At 67.2% G+C, this 16,993-nt stretch carries 16 protein-coding genes; 4 read left to right on the top strand and 12 right to left on the bottom strand.

The features are described 5' to 3' along the window. Positions 1 to 11 precede the first annotated feature (11 nt). Entirely contained in the window at positions 12 to 623 is a 612-nt protein-coding gene (locus CLM74_RS09695) for a TetR/AcrR family transcriptional regulator (protein WP_025874906.1), read from the bottom strand. A gap of 103 nt (positions 624 to 726) precedes the next feature. Here CLM74_RS09695 and CLM74_RS09690 point away from each other — a divergent pair, with 103 nt between their 5' ends. Then, complete coding sequence (locus tag CLM74_RS09690; RefSeq protein ID WP_100436180.1) at positions 727 to 1,803, top strand: MBL fold metallo-hydrolase; 1,077 nt, start codon at positions 727 to 729, stop codon at positions 1,801 to 1,803. Positions 1,804 to 1,824: 21 nt separating this feature from the next. Here CLM74_RS09690 and CLM74_RS09685 read toward each other — a convergent pair whose 3' ends face one another. Next, positions 1,825 to 2,331 carry a DNA-binding protein gene (locus CLM74_RS09685; protein ID WP_099842361.1) on the bottom strand — a complete coding sequence of 169 codons (507 nt, stop codon included), beginning with the start codon at positions 2,329 to 2,331 and terminating at the stop codon, positions 1,825 to 1,827. Positions 2,332 to 2,434: 103 nt separating this feature from the next. After that, entirely contained in the window at positions 2,435 to 3,214 is a 780-nt protein-coding gene (locus CLM74_RS09680) for an NAD(P)H-dependent oxidoreductase (RefSeq protein ID WP_088100665.1), read from the bottom strand. An 84-nt stretch (positions 3,215 to 3,298) separates the two neighbouring features. On the opposite strand from CLM74_RS09680, the gene CLM74_RS09675 reads away from it, so the two are divergent. The 3 genes from CLM74_RS09675 (at position 3,299) to CLM74_RS09665 (ending at position 7,820) form a co-directional block, all read left to right on the top strand. Beyond that, entirely contained in the window at positions 3,299 to 4,195 is an 897-nt protein-coding gene (locus CLM74_RS09675) for a LysR substrate-binding domain-containing protein (RefSeq protein ID WP_105163940.1), read from the top strand. A gap of 114 nt (positions 4,196 to 4,309) precedes the next feature. Next, on the top strand, positions 4,310 to 7,429 hold the full coding sequence (locus CLM74_RS09670) for a discoidin domain-containing protein (RefSeq protein ID WP_105163939.1): 3,120 nt from the start codon (positions 4,310 to 4,312) through the stop codon (positions 7,427 to 7,429). Positions 7,430 to 7,448: 19 nt separating this feature from the next. After that, on the top strand, positions 7,449 to 7,820 hold the full coding sequence (locus CLM74_RS09665) for a hypothetical protein (RefSeq protein ID WP_025874918.1): 372 nt from the start codon (positions 7,449 to 7,451) through the stop codon (positions 7,818 to 7,820). Positions 7,821 to 7,964: 144 nt separating this feature from the next. On the opposite strand, the gene CLM74_RS09660 is transcribed toward CLM74_RS09665, so the two are convergent. The 9 genes from CLM74_RS09660 to msuE form a co-directional block, all read right to left on the bottom strand. Further along, positions 7,965 to 8,939 carry an ABC transporter substrate-binding protein gene (locus CLM74_RS09660; protein WP_105163938.1) on the bottom strand — a complete coding sequence of 325 codons (975 nt, stop codon included), beginning with the start codon at positions 8,937 to 8,939 and terminating at the stop codon, positions 7,965 to 7,967. A gap of 19 nt (positions 8,940 to 8,958) precedes the next feature. Continuing rightward, complete coding sequence (locus CLM74_RS21805) at positions 8,959 to 10,698, bottom strand: amino acid ABC transporter permease/ATP-binding protein (RefSeq protein WP_105163937.1); 1,740 nt, start codon at positions 10,696 to 10,698, stop codon at positions 8,959 to 8,961. Beyond that, positions 10,695 to 11,255, bottom strand: a complete 561-nt coding sequence (locus tag CLM74_RS09650) for a GNAT family N-acetyltransferase (protein WP_105163936.1) — start codon at positions 11,253 to 11,255, stop codon at positions 10,695 to 10,697. The genes CLM74_RS21805 and CLM74_RS09650 overlap by 4 nt, the downstream gene beginning before the upstream one ends. Next, positions 11,252 to 12,472, bottom strand: coding sequence for a M20 aminoacylase family protein (locus CLM74_RS09645; RefSeq protein WP_105163935.1), 1,221 nt, complete (start codon positions 12,470 to 12,472; stop codon positions 11,252 to 11,254). Before CLM74_RS09645 ends, CLM74_RS09650 begins: the two co-directional genes overlap by 4 nt. Before the next feature lie 4 nt (positions 12,473 to 12,476). Further along, positions 12,477 to 13,820, bottom strand: coding sequence for an LLM class flavin-dependent oxidoreductase (locus CLM74_RS09640; protein ID WP_105163934.1), 1,344 nt, complete (start codon positions 13,818 to 13,820; stop codon positions 12,477 to 12,479). Positions 13,821 to 13,836: 16 nt separating this feature from the next. Continuing rightward, the gene (locus CLM74_RS09635) at positions 13,837 to 14,814 is read right to left on the bottom strand and encodes an LLM class flavin-dependent oxidoreductase (protein ID WP_033830941.1); all 978 of its coding nucleotides are present in this window, start codon (positions 14,812 to 14,814) and stop codon (positions 13,837 to 13,839) included. 14 nt (positions 14,815 to 14,828) lie between these two features. After that, complete coding sequence (locus tag CLM74_RS09630; RefSeq protein WP_025874933.1) at positions 14,829 to 15,191, bottom strand: DUF3088 family protein; 363 nt, start codon at positions 15,189 to 15,191, stop codon at positions 14,829 to 14,831. Positions 15,192 to 15,357: 166 nt separating this feature from the next. Next, positions 15,358 to 16,383 (bottom strand): LLM class flavin-dependent oxidoreductase, encoded by a 1,026-nt coding sequence (locus tag CLM74_RS09625; RefSeq protein ID WP_199776089.1) that lies wholly within the window; start codon positions 16,381 to 16,383, stop codon positions 15,358 to 15,360. A 3-nt stretch (positions 16,384 to 16,386) separates the two neighbouring features. Next, complete coding sequence (gene msuE / locus CLM74_RS09620; RefSeq protein WP_105163933.1) at positions 16,387 to 16,968, bottom strand: FMN reductase; 582 nt, start codon at positions 16,966 to 16,968, stop codon at positions 16,387 to 16,389. Between the last annotated feature and the right edge of the window lie 25 nt (positions 16,969 to 16,993).

Below are 16,993 nucleotides of genomic sequence, written 5' to 3'. Positions count from 1 at the left end.
CAGCCGCCGGCTTACACCGCGTAGAAGCCCAGGAACATCGCCACCGCCGACTCGGCCACGCGCGTGCGTTCGGCCTGCACCAGCGGCGCCTGGCCCATCGTCACCTGCGGCCAGAACGCGAAGCTCTTCACCAGGCCCTGCAGCTGATGGCCGGCGAATTCCGGATCGACCTGGCGCAGCCGCCCATCGGCAATCGCCGCACGGATCCATGCGCTGACGCCGCTCTCCTTCTCGCCCATGCGGCAGACGATCGCCTGCGCGCGCTCGGGTGAATGGATGATCTCGGCCATCGCCACCCGCGCCAGATCGATGAAGTTGGCATCACCCAGCAGGTCCAGCTTCTGCCGCAGCAGCTGCAGCAGCTGCACATCCAGCGGCTGGTCGGCGCGGTACGGCAGCTCGACGCTGGCCACGCTGCTCTGCCACAGCTCTTCCAGGATCAGCGCGAACAGTTCTTCCTTGCTCGGGAAGTGGTTGTAGACGGTGCGCTTGGAGACGCCAGCCACCGCCGCGATGCGGTCCATGCTGGTCGCCTCGTAGCCGGCCGAACGGAACTCTTCCACCGCCGCGCGGACGATGGCCTCGCGCTTGCGGTCGGTAAGGCGTTGCGGGGTACGGGGCATGGCGGAACCAGACAGCTGAACGGATGCCACCATTTTACACCCAGCAGTGTACTTTCTGAAATCCGGAAACTACACTGTGCAGTGTACCCTGCGGACGTCACCCATGAAGCGCCTGCTCCTTGTCCTCCTGCTCGGAATCCTCGCCGTGACCGCCTATACCTTCTGCAAATCCTGGTCCCTCCCCGACTTCCCCGATTCGCCGCAGTACCGCGAAGGCAAGTTCCGCAATGCCCTGCCGAAACCGGCAATGGGCCTGCGTGATGGCCTGGAGATCTGGTGGACCTTCCTGTTCAACAAGCCCAAGGGCACCGTGCCCGACCACCCCATCCCGGTGCAGGCGCTGGACCGCACCACCCTGGATGCGGCGCCCGACCGCAGCCTGTTCCGCCTGGGGCATTCGACGATCCTGCTGAAGCTGCGCGGCCAGTACTGGCTGACCGATCCGGTGTTCTCCGAACGCGCCTCACCGGTGCAATGGATGGGCCCGGCGCGCTTCCATGCGCCGCCGATCAGCATCGACGAACTGCCGCCGATCGCCGGCGTCATCCTCTCGCACAACCACTACGACCACCTCGACCACGCGGCGGTAATGAAGCTGGCCGGCAAGACCGCGCGCTTCATCGCACCGCTGGGTGTGGGCGACCAGCTGATTGCCTGGGGCGTGGATGCAGCCAAGGTCGAGCAACTGGACTGGTGGCAGTCCACCGAAGCCGCTGGCCTGCGCCTGACCGCAACCCCCGGCCAGCATTTCTCCGGCCGCGGCCTGGGTGACAGCGATCGCAGCCTGTGGGCGTCGTGGGTGATCCAGGACGGCGACTTCCGCATCTTCTTCAGCGGCGACACCGGCTACTTCGATGGCTTCAAGGCCATCGGCGAGAAGTACGGCCCGTTCGACCTGACGATGATCGAAACCGGTGCCTACGATCAACGCTGGGCGTTCGTGCACATGCAGCCCGAACAGACCCTGCAGGCGCACCTGGACCTGCGTGGCAAGTGGTTGCTGCCGATCCACAACGGCACCTTCGACCTGGCCCTGCACGAGTGGCAGCAACCATTCGAACGCATCAGCGCATTGGCTGCCGCAAAGAACGTGCCGGTGGCCACGCCGATGATGGGCGAGGCACTGGACATGCAATCACCGACCGCTGGTACGCGCTGGTGGGAGCGTGTGCAACTGTAACAGCCTGTCGCGCAGCGACCCTCAGCCGGGATGCTGAACCAGCCGTTCCTGCTCCTTCGCCACATTGATCTGCAGCGCCGCAGCAGCGAGCTCCGCCAGCTCGCTGCTGACCTTCTGGCTGCCGCGCGCCTGCATCCACGAAAGAATATCGGCCAGATGCCAGATCGACGCGCTGCCTTCGTGCACCGGTGCCGGAAACGTCTGCGGGTGCGCGAGCAGCAACTTGCGCATGTTCTGCCGTGACATGCCCAGCAGATCAGCGACATCCGTCAGCCCAACCAGGTCGGGACTGACTTCGATCAGCTCGGCACCGGGTACGGCACGCTGGACGTCTCCCAGCGCGGAGCGCATCGCCTCAGCGGCACTGCTCGCCTCACGACAGAATTCCAGCGCCAGCCTTGCCGGGCTCCCTACGCCCAGCAGTGCATCTCCACATCCCGCATCGAGCAGGTGCCGTTCGAGGACGCCAGGATCACCCGAGGTATCGGGCAGGCGGTATCTCAGGGTGAAGTTGAATTCCGTCTTCAAAGGACCAGCGTCTCCCTGAGTCAGCAAGGGCGGCTACCGCGAGCGCCGCCAGACTGCCGAACCTACAGAATCTCCGTCGCGTTTCCAGAGACGAATGCGCCACTCACAGTTCGAGGTGAACTCCCAACCCTGCCTCACCCTCGGCCAACTCAGGCCGCAGGCTCAGTGCAGGGATCAGATAATCACCACCGTTCTGCCGCCGGTAGGCAATCACCGGATCGCTCGCCAGCCCATCCAGCCGCGCGCCCAGCCCCTCCAGCACGCCAGGCAAGGACGCCTCATCGATACGGCTGCTGCGGTAGATCACATGCGCGGGCAGCACGTCAAAGCCGGGATAGAACAGGATGCCGTGCTGGATCGGGAACAGCACATCGTCGATCGGCCCATTGATGCCGCGCGGACCGTAATGCGACTCCCAACCACCGGTGGTGACCACCAGCATCGCGCGCTTGCCGGACATCGCGCCCTCGCCATAGCGGTCGCCCCAATGCCGGTCGGAATGTTCGCCCACGCCATAGGCAAAACCATAGGCATACACGCGATCCACCCAACCCTTCAGGATGGCCGGCATCGAGAACCACCACAGCGGGAACTGCAGGATGACCGCATCGGCCCAGCGCAGTTTTTCCTGCTCGGCGGCGATGTCGGCACTCTGCCGGCCCGTCCTGAAGGCGTCGCGCGAATCCAGTGACGCGTGGAACGGCACCGAAGGATCCCGCCCGGGATGATCGTCGGCATCGATCTGTGCCTTCCATTGCATGGCATGCAGGTCGGACACCTGCACGGTGTGGCCGGCGCGTTGCAGGTGCTCGACGGTGAAGGCCTTCAGGGTGCCATTGAGCGAGGTGGGTTCGGGGTGGGCGTAGACAAGCAGAACGTTCATGGTGGTACCAAGGAGGGAATGCCGGCCATGTTGGGTGCCGCCACGCTATAGTTGAAATGAATTCCTGCAATCCCCGGCATTGCAATGGACAATACCCTACGTCGCATCGACCTCAACCTGCTGGTAACCCTGCAGGCCTTGCTGGAAGAGCAGAACGTCACCCGCGCGGCCGAACGCCTGCATCTGGCCCAGCCCACGGTCAGCGTGCAGCTGGCGCGCCTGCGCCACCTGTTCGATGATCCGCTGCTGCTGCCGGGGCCACGCGGCATGCGTGCCACCGCACGTGCCGATGCGCTGCGCGAACCATTGGCCGAAGCACTGGCTGCACTGCAGCGTGCGGTCGCACCGGTGCAGGCGTTCGATCCGGCCCAGGCCACGCAGACCTGGCGCATCATGGCGTCGGACTTCGGCGAAACCACGATCGTCCTGCCGGCATTGGCCGACCTGCGCGCGCGCGCACCCGGCACGCGCCTGGCCGTGGTCAGCCTGGCACCGGCGCAGATGGTGGCGCAGAGCGAACGCGGCGAGATCGATCTCGCCCTCCACATCACCTCCGACGCGCCTCCCTCCCTGCACCATCGTCCGCTGTTCCAGGAACGTTACGTACTGGCCGGGCGTCGCGACCATCCACGACTGAGGCGGCGGCCGACGCTCAAGCAGTTCTGCGCGCTGGACCATGTGATCGTGTCACCGGATGGCGGCGGTTTCCATGGCGGCACCGACAGCGCGTTGGCGCATGTAGGCGCGCGTCGCAACGTGGTGCTGTCGGTGCCGCACTTCCTGTTCCTGCGCAGCGTGCTGCTGCGCACGGACCTGGTGGCGATGATGCCCTCGCGCCTGGTCGCGCAGGACCCGGCCTTGAAGGCGGTTGCCGCGCCCATTGATGTGCCCGGGTTCGAGATGGTGATGCTCTGGCACGAACGCGTGCATCGCGATCCGGCACATCGCTGGCTGCGCGAGCGTATCTGTGCGCATTCATGAAACCTCGTGCCAGGACCCGCCCGAGAAATATTGCGACGCGTCATGTAACCGGTTACATCCCTTGCTAGCGTAGGCCCGCCCGTTCCCGGGCCCTGCCGATGTGAGGCCTTCGCAATGACGTTGTGCGCTGACCGCTGGACCGCTCCCTGCCTGCCGAACCGGCGCCTTGCCGCGGCCCTGCTGCTCGGCCTGTCACTGGCCGCCACCGCCACCGCACAGAACCTGCCACCGCGCGCGCAATGGCAGGCCAGCGCGTCGTCGCAGCAGGTTCCGGCGATGGCGATCAGCCACCTGATCGACAACGATCCGAAGACGGTGACCGGCGGCGCGTTCAGTCCCGGCCACTGGTTCCAGGTCGATCTCGGCAAGCCTGCGATGCTGGCCGGTGCACGCCTCACCTGGGATGTCTCCAACCCCGAAGGCTATTCGCTGCAGACCTCGCTCGACGGCAAGCAGTGGCAGAGCGCCTACGTCATGGGCGATTCGCTGGGTGGCATCGAGACCCTGTACTTCGCGCCGCGACAGGCCCGCTACCTGCGTCTGGCCAGCCCGCAGCGCACCTCCGACTGGGGCGTATCCATCTTCGAAATGGAACCGCTCGACACCGCACTCAGCGCACGGGTGACCGGGCTGGACGCCCCCCAGTCCGCTGCGCTGTGGCAGGGCGGCGGCACGGTTGCCATCCCCGCAGGCAAAGGCGGCATCCACACGCTCGACATCACCCTGCCCCGCGCCCAGCCCAGCACCGGGCTGGCGGTGGACTGGGCCAACGTACACGGCGCTGCACGCCTGCAGGCGCAGGACGCACAGGGCCGCTGGCACGAACTGGCGCGCGACGCGCAGGCGGCGACCCGGCAGCAGAGCTGGCTGGCGGCCGACGCGCCACTGGACATCAAGGCACTGCGGCTGACCGTGGAAGGCGATGCCCCCCAGGTCAAACGCATCCGCCTGCTCGGCCCGAAGGCGGTGATGACGCCGATGAAGCGCTACCAGATCGCCGCCAGTGGCGCGCAGCGCGCGTTGTTCCCGGCCTCGCTGCACATGCAGCAGACCTACTGGACCGCGGTCGGCGTGCATGCGGGCCGGCAGAAATCGATCTTCGACGAATACGGCAACATCGAAGCCTACAAGGGCGCACCGCTGGTGCAGCCGATCTGGCGCAGTGCCGATGGACGCGCGACCGGTGCCGCCGAACAACCGGTGCAGCACGCACTGCGCGATGGCTGGAAGCCGATGCCGTCTGCCACGTGGTCACCGCAGCCCGGGCTGGAACTGCGCAGCGAAGCCTTTGCCATCGAGCGCGACGGGCAACCGGTCACCTTCGTGCGCCATCGCCTGCGCAACACCGGCAGCGCGGCCATCGAAGGCACGCTGACCCTCGCAGTGCGACCGATGCAGATGAACCCGCCGTGGCAGAACGGCGGCCTGTCGCCGATCCGCCAGGTGGCCGTCGAAGGCAACAGCGTGCGCGTCAATGGCCGCACGCTGTTGCAGTCACTCAGCGCGGTGGATGCCGCTGGCACCGCCCCCTTCGGCAACGAAGGTGACACCGAGATCACCACGGCCATCGCCAGCGGACAACTGCCTGCCGCTCAGCAGTCCAGCGATGCCGCAGGCCTGGCAGCGGCGGCGTTGAGCTACCGCGTCACCCTGGCCCCCGGTGCCAGCGACGCGGTGGTGGTGGCCTTCCCGCTCGGTACCGCCACCGCCGATGCCAATGGCGTGCTGCCGGAAGCACCGGCCCTCAACCTCGCCTCGCTGCCGCGCGACGGCGACAAGGCGTTCGACACGCTGGCCAGCCGCGCCTCCGCCGATTGGCAGGCGCGGCTGGGCCAGGTCGGCCTGCGCCTGCCCGACCCTTCGCTGGTGGACATGCTGCGCGCACAGGCCGCCTACATGCTGATCAACCAGACCGGCCCGGCCATGCAGCCCGGTCCGCGCAACTACAACCGCTCCTTCATCCGCGATGGCATGGCCACCTCGGCCGTGCTGCTGCGCATGGGCGAAGCGAAAGTGGCACGCGACTACCTGGCCTGGTACAGCGAACACGGCGTGCACGGCAATGGCCTGGTGTCGCCCATCCTCAACGACGATGGCAGCGTCAATACCGGCTTCGGCTCGGACATCGAGTACGACAGCCAGGGGCAGTACGTCACCCTCGTTGCCGACGTCGCCCGGCTCGATGGCGGGCCGGAAAGCGTGCGTGCCTACCTGCCCAAGGTGAAGGCCGCGCTGCGCTTCCTGCAGGAACTGCGCGAACGCACGCTGGTGCCGGGCTACATGGCCGACCAGCCATCGCCGGAGCGCTTCGCCGGCATCCTTGCGCCGTCGATCAGCCACGAGGGCTATCCCTCACCCACCCACAGCTACTGGGACGACTACTGGGGCCTGAAGGGCTGGCATGACGGCGCGTGGTTGGCCGAATCGCTGGGCGACCACGAAACCGCCACGTGGGCGCGCGAACAGTACAAGGCGCTGTATGACGCACTGCACGCCTCGATCCGCGCGACGATGGCGTGGAAGGGCATCGACTTCATTCCGTCATCGGCCGACCTCGGCGATGGCGACCCGACCGGTGTATCGATCGCGCTGGATCCCACCGGTGCGCAGAGCGTGCTGCCGGCCGAGGCCCTGCGCACCACCTTCTCCCGCTACCTGGACGATGTGCGCAAGCGCAACCAGCCCGGTGCGCTGTATGCCTACACGCCGTATGAAATCCGCAACGTGCTGAGCTACGTGCACCTGGGGCAGCCCGAAGCGGCCGACGAGCTGCTGCAGGGCCTGCTGCACGATCGCAGGCCGCTGGAATGGCAGGTGCTGGCCGAGGTCGTGCACTCGCGGTTGCGCTTCCCGCGCTATCTGGGCGACATGCCGCACACCTGGATCGGCGCCGAATACGGCCGCACCTTGTTCGGGATGCTGATGCGCGAGGATGACGATGCGTTGTCGCTGCTGCCGGGTACGCCCCCTTCGTGGGTCGCTGGCGAGGGCCTGGCCGTGGAACGCTTGCCCACTGCCTATGGCACCCTGCAGATGCAGGCGCGGCAGCGCAACGGCAACCTGACCGTGTCGCTCGGCAAGGGGCTGCGCAAGGGCACGCCGGTACGCGTATGGTGGCCCAGCCGTACCCTGCCCAAGGACGTGCGCGTGGATGGGCGATCGGTACGGAACTTCGACAAGGATGGCGTGCTGCTCGATGGCCCGTTCCGCATCCTGGAGGCACGTTGGCAGTAATGCCGATGCAGGAACCGAAGTGATCGAACTTCTACTCGATGGCAGCCCTGTCGCCGCCGCTACCGACGATCAGCTGGCCAGCGCACTGGCGCTGGCCGCATCCATGCCCCAGTTCGAACTATGGGCATCGGTGCCCGACGGTCCATCGCTGTGCATGCTGCGCAATGCCGAGCATGCATGGCTGATGTACCTGCGCGAGCCCGGCGACGGCGGCTTCCACTCCTGCGGAAACGAACACCGCGCCGGCAACGCTTATTTCCGGCTCGACAATGGCCAGGTGGATGGCTATCCCCTGGCGTGGTGCATCGGCATCGAGGCGTGCTTCGCCGCGATCAGTTTCTTTCACGGCAATGGAGGCGCCCGCCTGGAACACATCGATTGGCAGCCCTGACCCCGGTAGAGGCCGACCTTGGTCGGCAGCCCTGCCTCGCATTCCGGTGGGTGCCAACCGTTGGTTGGCACGCCCTCCGGTAGATGCCGACCTTGGTCGGCAAGCCTTCCGTCGAGCAAGCTCGACGCCTACCAAGCAGCATCGCTAGAACCCTGGCAACCCCGGCGGATTGGTCTGCGACTGCGGCACCGCTTCTTCGGCCACATTCCAGCGCGCCAGCACCTTCGCGTAGGTACCGCTGCTGATCTGGGTGTTCAATGCCTGGGTCACCGCATCGGCCAGGCCACTGCCCTTGCGGGTGGTCACCGAAATCGCCGCTGCGTCCGGCCGGCCACCCGGGAACAGGCCGACCCGGCGCACCTTGCCATCGCGCGCCGAATAGGCGCCGGTGGCATTCGGCTCGAACGACACGTCGGCGCGGCCGGTGATCACTGCCAACCGCCCGATCACCGCATCATCGAAGTACTGGTACTCCACCGGTTTCAGGCCTGCGGCGATGTTCTGCTTGTCCCATTGGCGCAGGATCTGGTCCTGGTTGGTGCTGGCCCCCACCACCACTTTCAGCCCCGCAATGTCGGCCGGTGTGGCGATCTTCTGGATCGGGCCATCGGCGCGGGTGTAGATGCCCAGCAGGTCGAAACGATAGCTGGAGAAATCGAACTTCTTCTTGCGTTCTTCAGTGACCGTCACGTTCGACAGCACCGCATCGTACTTGCCCGATTCCAGCCCCAGTGGCCAGTCGGCCCAGGCCACCGGCACCACCACCAGCTTCAGGCCCAGGCCATCGGCGATCAACCGTGCGATGTCCGGCTCCACGCCCACCACTTCCTTGCTGTCGGCACCGTAGTCGGCCAACGGCAGCTGGCCGGGATGGGTGGCGATGGTGAACGCGCCGGGGGTGACGAAGCGATAGCCGGCCGGAATCAGCGCCTGCGCCTTCGGATCGGGCGTGCCCTTCAGTATCTGCGCGTTGCTGGCGGCCAGCGAGGTCGCCGCAACGGGCACGCCGTCGGGGCCCTGGCGCACGCGCGAATAGACGATGCCGGCAATGCCGATGACCAGCACACCGACGATCAACAGGGTGCTACGGGCGGGACGTCGCTGCGATGCTGGGCTCATGGCGGTTCTCGAAAAAGGGTTACAGGGTCTTGGCCAGGAAATCGGCGGTGCGTTGCTGGCGCGGGTGTTCAAACAGCGCGTCCGGCGTGCCCTGCTCGATCACCCGGCCCTGGTCCATCATCACCACGTGGTCGGCCACGCGGCGGGCGAAGCCCAGTTCGTGGGTGACGATCACCAGCGTGGTGCCGGAACTGGCCAGTTCCTCGATCACGCTCAGCACCTCCGACACCAGCTCCGGGTCCAATGCGGAGGTCGGCTCGTCGAACAGCAGTACCTTCGGCTGCAGGGCCAGCGCGCGGGCGATGGCCACACGCTGCTGCTGGCCTCCAGACAGCTGGCGCGGGAAAGCATCGGCCTTGTCGGCCAGCCCCACCCGCTCCAGCAGGGTGCGTGCCTGCTGCTCGGCCTGGGCGCGCGAAATGCCGCGCACCGCGATCGGTGCTTCGATGATGTTCTCCAGTGCGGTCATGTGCGGGAACAGGTTGAAGCCCTGGAACACCATGCCGACTTCCGCGCGGCGACGGCGGATCTCGCCTTCCGGCAGCTCGTACAGGGTGTCGCCGTCGCGGCGGTAACCGATCAGCTGACCGCCCACGGTGACGAAGCCGCTGTCAGCACGCTCCAGGTGATTGATCAGCCGCAGCAGCGTGGACTTGCCCGCACCGGACGGACCAATCAGCACGGTCACGCTGCCGGCCCTCAGTTCCAGATGCACGTCATCAAGCACCGTCTGCTCGCCGAAGGCCTTGCCCACCCCCTGCAGGGACACAGCCGCGCCCGTTCCGGCCTCGATCGGCACGGCAAATGCCGCGCGGCTGGGCACGCGTGCAGCGGTCGCCGCCGCCCGCGGCGCTGCAGACGATACCCGCGACACGTTGCGCTCATGCTGCAGCTGGCCGCGGGCAAAGCGCTGCTCCACCCGCCGTTGCAGCAGCGACAGCACCGTCAGGATCACAAGGTACCAGACCGTGGCCACCATCAGCAGCGGCACCACCTCCAGGTTGCGCCGGTAGATCACCTGCACGGTGTAGAACAGCTCCGGCAACGCCAGCACGTAGACCACCGAGGTGCTCTTGGCCAGGCCGATCACATCATTGAACGCTGCGGGCAGGATCGAACGCATCGCCTGCGGCAGGATGATGCGGCGCACCTGGCGCCCACGCGGCAGGCCCAACGCTGCGGCCGCCTCGTACTGGCCGTGGTCGACCGACAGGATGCCACCACGGATCACCTCGGCCGAGAACGCCGCCTGGTTCAAGGTGAGGCCGAGCACGGCGGCAGTGAACACGCCGATCAGCTGCGTGGTCGGGTACGAGAACAGGCTGATGCCGGTGAAGGGAACGCCCAGTTCGATGGTGCTGTACAGGTAACCCAGGTTGTTCAGCAGCAGCAACAGCACCAGCAGCGGAATCGAACGGAACAGCCACACGTACCCCCACGACACCGCCGACAACAGCGGTGAACCGGAGACGCGGGCCAAGGCCAGCAAGGTGCCCAGCGCGAAGCCGAGGCCGGTACCGAGTGCGGTCAGCAGCAGCGTTCGCCCCAAGCCTTCCAGTACCGGCCGGGCAAAGAACCACTCGGCGAACGTGCCCCAGCCCCAGCGCGGATTGCCCAGCACCGACTGCAGGCCGATCAGGATCAGCGCGAGTGCCAACACCGTGCCGATCACCTGCAACGGATGCCGCGCCGGCACGATCTTCAGCGCCGTGGCCGGCTGGCGGACAATGCCCTCGATGGCAGCGGAAGGCGTACTCATGCCGCCGCTCCATGCAGTGCGAGGGTAGCTGCGTCGCCCACCTGTGGCTGTGGCACCAGGTGTTTCTCGAACGGCAGATGCGCGATGGTTTCCGGGTCCGCATCCAGATCGAACAACGCGGTGTAGCCGTGGCTGAGGTACAGGCCGACCGCCTCGGGCTGGCGGAAGCCGGTGGTCAGGAACACACGCCGATAGCCCTGCCGTGCAGCCTGGTCTTCCAGTTCCTGCAGCACGCGCCGGGCGATGCCCTGCCGACGCAGGCCAGGCAGCGTCCAGATGCGTTTGAACTCAGCGGTGTCCGCATCGCGATGCGGCATGAACGCGCCACCGGAAATCGCCACGCCGTCGCGCAGCAGCAGCACGAACGCACCGACCGGGGCAGCGAAGGCTTCGGCCGGATAGCGCTGCAGTTCCTCGCGCGCACTGCCACCGATACGCCGGCGCACGTCCGCATAGCGGTGGTCGTACTCCTGCTCCAGGCCGTCGAACAACGGACGCGCCAGCGGGTCGTCCACCGAGGTGTACAGGAACCGATCGTTGTCGTACCGCACGCTCATGCCACGTCCTCCACCAGATAGTGCTCGGCCAGACGCGCCCACAGGCTGGCCGCCGGGGCGATGGCCGCGTCGTTGAACACATAGCGCGGGCTGTGCAGCGGCGCGCTGTCGCCGTTGCCGACGAACACGAAGCTGCCCGGCCGTGCCTGCAGCAGGAAGGCGAAGTCCTCGCTGGCGGTACGCGGTGCGAAGGCCTCCACCACCTGCCGCGCACCGAACCCCTGTACCGCCACCTCGCGGATGTAGGCCGTCTGCTCGGGGTGGTTGATCACGCTGGGGAAGCCACGCGGGAATTCGATCTCGGCACGCGCACCGAAGGCAGCGGCGGTCTGCTCGGCAATGTCGGTGACCCGCCGGCGCAGCGTATCGCGCACCTCCGGCAGGTAGGCGCGCACGGTCAGCTTCAGCTCCACCACATCGGGGATGACATTGGCGGCCTGCCCACCGTGGATCGAGCCGACGGTGACCACGCCCATCTGCCGCGGATCGACATTGCGCGACACCACGCTCTGCAGCGCGGTAATGATGTGCGCGGCAGCCAGGATCGGATCGACGCTGCCCTGCGGCTCGGCGCCGTGGCCGCCCTTGCCGATCACCCGCAGACGCGCCCAGTCCACCGAGGCCATCGCCGGTCCGTCGACGAAGCCGAAGTGCCCCACCGGCACGCCCGGCCAGTTGTGCAGGCCATAGATGGCATCGACCGGGAAGCGTTCGAACAGGCCATCGGCGATCATCTTCGAAGCACCCGAGCCGGTTTCTTCGGCCGGCTGGAACACCAGCTGCAAGGTGCCATCGAAATGCCCGTGGTGCGCAAGGTAGTGGGCAGCCGAGAGCAGGATGGCGGTGTGGCCATCGTGGCCGCAGGCGTGCATCAGGCCTTCGCGCTGGCTGGCATAGGCCAGCCCGGATTCTTCATGGATCGGCAGCGCATCGATGTCGGCGCGCAGACCCAACCGGCGACTGCCCTGCCCACGCTGCAGCGTACCGACCACGCCGGTGCCACCGATGCCGTTGCTGACCGCATAGCCCCATTGCTGCAGCAGCTCGGCCACGCGGGCGCTGGTGCGGTGTTCTTCGAAGGCCAGTTCCGGGTGCTGGTGCAGGTCGTGGCGGATCGCGATGGCCTGGTCGGCACGTGCCGCGATTTCGGGCAGCACGCCAGTCGTTGGGGAACTCCGCCGGGCATGGCCCGGCGCTACCGCGTTTTCTCCGCTCATCGCCTTATCCCACCTTCCGCGCCGGCTCGGCGTCGGTGCTGTAACGGCTTGCCTTGCGTGGCAGGCCCAGGTGGTCGCGTAGGGTCTGTCCTTCCAGCGCACTGCGGTGGTAACCGCGTGCTTCCAGCAGGGGCAGCACCAGCGTTACGAAATCATCCAGGCCTTCGCGCTGCGCGGCGAAGCCGAGAATGAAACCATCGCTGGCGCCGGCGTCGAACCAGCGGATCAGTTCGTCGGCCACATGTTCCGGCGTGCCGATGAAGTTCGGCCGCGGGCTCACCGCCTGCAGTGCCACCTGGCGCAGGCTCAGGCCCTGCTCGCGCGCATCCTGCTTGATGCGGTCGGTGGTGGAGCGGAAGGAGTTGGCGCCGATGTCGCCCAGCTCCGGGAACGGCGCATCCGGGTCGTACTGGCTGAAATCATGGTGGTCGAAGAAACGGCCGAGATACGCCAGGGCATCGTCCAGCCCGGCCAGCGCGGCAATCGCCTGGTACTTGGCCTCGGCTTCTTCCCCCGTACGGCCAACGATCGGGCCGATGCCCGGGAAGATCTTGATGTCACCAGCGCTGCGGCCATGGGCGATCGCCGAGTTCTTCACCTTCTGGGTGAACGTACGGGTCTCCTCCAGCGACGGCGCGTGGGTGAATACTGCATCGGCGTACTTGCCGGCCAGCGCAATGCCATCGTCGGACGATCCGGCCTGGAAGATCACCGGCTGCCCCTGCGGCGAGCGCTGGATGTTGAGCGGGCCTTCCACCTGGAAGAAGCGGCCCTTGTGGTCGAGGCGGCGGAACTTCTCCGGCGCGAAGAACGTGCCGCTGTCGCGGTCACGCACGAACGCATCGTCATCCCACGAATCCCACAGCCCCTGCACCACCTCCAGGTACTCATCAGCAATCTGGTAGCGCAGCGCGTGTTCCGGATGCGGACGCCCGTAATTTCGTCCCGAGCCTTCCAGCGGCGAGGTCACCACGTTCCACCCTGCACGGCCACCGCTGAGCAGATCCAGCGAGGCGAACTGGCGCGCCACGGTGAACGGATCGCTGTACGAGGTGGAGAGCGTGCCGGCCAGGCCGATCTTCTTCGTCGCCGTCGCCAGCGCCGACAGCAGCGAGATCGGCTCGAAGCGGTTGAGGAAATGCGGGATCGACTTCTCGTTGATGTACAGCCCGTCGGCAACGAAGCCGAAGGCAATGCCGTTGTCCTCGGCGGTACGCGCGATGTCGATGTAGTAGCCCAGGTTGACGCTGGCATCGGGCACGTTGGACGGGTGCTTCCACGCATGCATGTGGCTGCCGGGGCCCTGCAGCATGATGCCGAAGGGGATGGGACGCGGGGTCGTGCTCATGGGGTGGCTCCAGCAGTCAGGCCACCGCCGCGCGGGGCGCGGGCGACAGCAGTTCAAGGGACGTCAGGCGTGCGTCGAGGTCGGCCACCGGCGCGTCGAGGATGAATTCACCGACGCCGAAGCGGCGGTGCAGCGCATCCAGCTCGCTGCGTACATGCTGTGCATCGCCAGAGAGCACGCTGGGGCGTGTTTCTTCGATGCGGAAATCAGCAACCCCTACCTGCCGTGCGTACTCGGCAGCGGCCTCGGGGCTGGGCAGGTTCACCGTCTGCCCTGGGCCCAGGTGCAGCTTGTAGACCCGCAACGCGCCAACGTGGCGGGCGGCGGCCTCGCTGGTGGGCGCGGCGAAGGCCACCGTTGCCAGCAACGGGGCGTGCGCGGACACCGCGCGATAGGCCTCGAAGGCGGCCTCGATGTGCTTCGGGTCGCCATCGAAGTGCGCGGCGTAGACGAAGCGCCAGCCAAGCTCTGCGGCCTGCCGCGCACTCTGTGGACTCGCGCCCAGCAGGAAGCGCTCCGGTGGCGTCTGCGGAATCGGCCGCGCCTGTGCGTCTGCCTGCGCATCGGACAGATAGCCTTCCAGGTCGCGCAGCTGCTGGTCGAAATCGGCGAACGGCGGGCGCCCCGCGGCCAGTGCGGCAGTCGATGCCGGCAGACCACCCGGCGCCTTGCCTACGCCCAGATCCACGCGCCCGGGCGCAAGGGCGGCCAGCAGATTGAAATTCTCGGCCACCTTGTAGGGGGCGTAGTGGCGCAGCATCACCCCGCCACTGCCGATGCGGATGCGCCGGGTCTGCGCCAGCACCCACGCCGCCAGTACTTCCGGTGCCGGGCTGGCCAGCGTCGGCGCGGCATGGTGTTCGGCAAACCAGTAGCGGTGGTAACCCAGTTGCTCGGCGCGCTGCGCCAGTTGCAGGCTGTTGCGCAGCGCCTGTTCGGGCGTGCTGCCGTCGGCCACCGGGCTCTTGTCCAACACGCTGGTGAGGTAGCTCATCGTCACGTCCTCGCTCAGGGATGGGCCACGGGAATGCCGAGCAGGCCATTCAGTGCCGCCAGGATCGGCTCGGCACCGGAGATGTACTGGCGCTGCTGGTACTCACCACTGGCGTGCTCGTTGACCACCCCCTGCGGCAGCACCAGCTTCGGCAGCGACTGGTCCTGCTCACCGATCTCGGCGATCACCTCGCGGCGCGGCCGGCTGAAGCCGATGCGGCGCACATCCAGCTGTGCGTCCAGGCCCTCGATGCTCGACAGCGCACCTTCCAGCAGCAGGCTGTGCCGGCAGAAGAAGCGTTGGCCGGGCAGCTGGCCGTCCTCGAACTCGCGGTCCAGCAGGAACAGGATGGGTTTGTGGGTTGCGTCTACAGCCACGGGATCGTCCTCGTAGGGGCCGGCAATACACTGCCGCTTCGATATCGATGCTAGAGAAGGACGGCCCGATGCCAGCGCCGGAACTCGACAATCCACGGTCGGATCCGGCCATGCAGATGCAGGTTGGCAATAAGCAGACTGCCGGCCGTTATGGGCACGGGCGGCATCACGCCGCTTGCGCAGGTGCGCGCCAGCCCAGCGCCGGCGCGATGTCCTCGATCACCGTGGTGAGGATGCGCCGGTAGTCCTGCTCGGGCAGCTCATAGGGCAGCTCCACCCGCAGCTCGTCCACCTGCTGCAGCAGCGGATCGGCCTGCAACCGCGCGATGATCTGCGCCGTGCTGCCGACCACGTCGGGTGCGAACATCGTGCGTCGCGGCCCTTGCGGGGCCAGGGTGCGCGCATGCCGCTGCGCACTGAAGGCTTCGATCCGCTGCCGCGTGGCCGCATCCACACCCTCGGTGGGCACCAGCACCCGCCCCACCGCCACCCGGCGCAGACTGCCCACCGGCAATGCCGCACGATAGGCCTGCAGGTGCTGCAGCTGGGCGCCAAAGAAGTCATCACTCAGCTCGGCACGGTTGACGTTGCCCAGCAGCAGATGCAGCGCCTGCTCACCCGCCGAACGCGCCGACTGCAGAGAGCCAGCACCGTACCAGACCCGGTCCACCAACCCCGGCGCATGTGGCTGCAGACGCGGGCGATAGCGCGTGGCGGCGTTGCCGACTTCGGCATCGGCGGCGCCCAACGGTTCACCACGCAGCGCTTCCAGCAACCGCGCCACCCGGCGATGGGAAAAGTCGATGCGCGCAGGGTCGCTGTCGTACAGCAAAGGCCCTACCAGCTCCCCGTGCGGCGGCGCGCCAGTACTGACGCCTACCTGCAGCCGGCCACCTGCCAGCGCATCCAGCAATGACAGATCCTCGGCCAGGCGGAACGGTGTTTCGTAGCCCAGCTGGATGACCGCACTGCCCAGTTCGATGCGCGTTGTGTGCTGGCTGGCCGCCGCCAGGAACACCGCTGCCGAGCTGATGCCCGGTTCCAGGTGCCGATGGCGCACCCACGCGCCGTCATAGCCCAGCTGTTCGGCAAACGCGATCAGCGCCAACGTCGCGTCCAGGCCCGCGCGTGGTTGTTCCGGCAGATAGCTTCCCGGCGTGAGGAACGCCAGGTGCCGCAGCTGCACCGCCACGTCCTAGGCGATCCTGCGCAGCGGCGCAGGCAGCGCCGCCGCCAAGGGCGCCACGTGTCCGGCCGCGCGCTCGGCCGCCAGTTGGATGCGTGCCTGCAGTGCAGCGCTGTTGATCCGGTCGCCGTCGAAGTCGGCCGGCGTGGCATACACCCCGATCGGCAACGTATGCGCCTGCAGGAAGCTGAAGAGTGGACGCAGCTGATGGTCGATCACCAGCGCGTGGCGCTCGCTGCCACCGGTAGCCGCCAGCAGCACCGGCGTATCCACCAGCGCGTCCAACCCGATGAAGTCGATCAGGTGCTTGAACAGGCCCGGATAGGACCCGCGATACACCGGCGCGGCCGCCACCAGCAGCTGCGCCGATTCAATCGTAGCCAGCGCGCGCTCCACCTGCGGCTCCACTTCGCTGCGCTGCAGCGCCTGCCCCAGCGAGCGCGCTATCGGCGCCAGCTCGACCAGCTCCACGCTGATGTTGATCCGCTCACGCAGTTCTTCCAGCAGATGCCGCACCAGCAGCAACGTGCGCGACGTCGCCGAACTGGTCGGCGACCCCACCAATGCAACCACCTTCAATACAGAAGACATGACCCCTCCTCGGTAGCGCCGGGCC

Source organism: Stenotrophomonas sp. MYb57 (genome assembly GCF_002966815.1).
GTDB classification, from domain to species: domain Bacteria; phylum Pseudomonadota; class Gammaproteobacteria; order Xanthomonadales; family Xanthomonadaceae; genus Stenotrophomonas; species Stenotrophomonas indicatrix.
This window is presented reverse-complemented; position numbering and strand designations above follow the sequence as displayed.